The organism is Streptomyces sp. 4F14 (genome assembly GCF_048159485.1).
Lineage (GTDB): Bacteria > Actinomycetota > Actinomycetes > Streptomycetales > Streptomycetaceae > Streptomyces.
In genome coordinates this window covers 1-547 of record NZ_JBLRVY010000096.1, presented here as the reverse complement: position 1 = coordinate 547, position 547 = coordinate 1, and the positions used below count along the sequence as shown (strand labels likewise).

The 547-nt window shown below is 70.2% G+C and carries 1 protein-coding gene; it reads left to right on the top strand.

The window, feature by feature from the left end:
* Positions 1 to 229 precede the first annotated feature (229 nt).
* On the top strand, positions 230 to 547 hold a 318-nt coding region (locus ACLZOT_RS49780), incomplete at its 3' end, for a hypothetical protein (protein WP_416975954.1).

The window sequence follows — 547 nt, the reverse complement described above, 5'->3', positions numbered from 1 at the left end:
ACCGCCGGCTGCGCCGTACTCCAGCTCACCCTCACCGCGAAGTCCCGCCACTTGCCGGGGACCACCTTGCTGCACCTTCCCCAGCCCTCCAGCGCTCCCGCCGCCATCGCCACGGCGGCCACAGACGCCATCCGCAGGACTCGCTGAGACGACCCAGAAGACAGAAAGCAGGAACAACCACGTGGCAGTCCGTACCGCCTGGAAAATTGTCCACAGCTGTGGACACGAAGTGACGCACAACCTGTCCAACCGCCCCGCCGACCGGCGCGCCGGATACGCGCGCTGGCTCGAAGGCCGCGACTGCACCGACTGCTGGAAGGCCGCCCGCGATTCCGACACGGAATCCAAGGAAGCCTGGCTCGCCGCCAAGCGCGCCGAGGAGCAGCAGGCCGCCCGCGAGTGGGCCGAGCAGTTCGACATGCCGGCGCTCGAAGGGCCCGAGCGGGCCCTCGACTGGGGCGAGCGCTCCCGTCACCAGCTCGTCACCGCCGCGTACAGCGCGCTAGTGAGCGAGGGCTCCTGGGACGAGGCCGACTGGGCCGTCCTC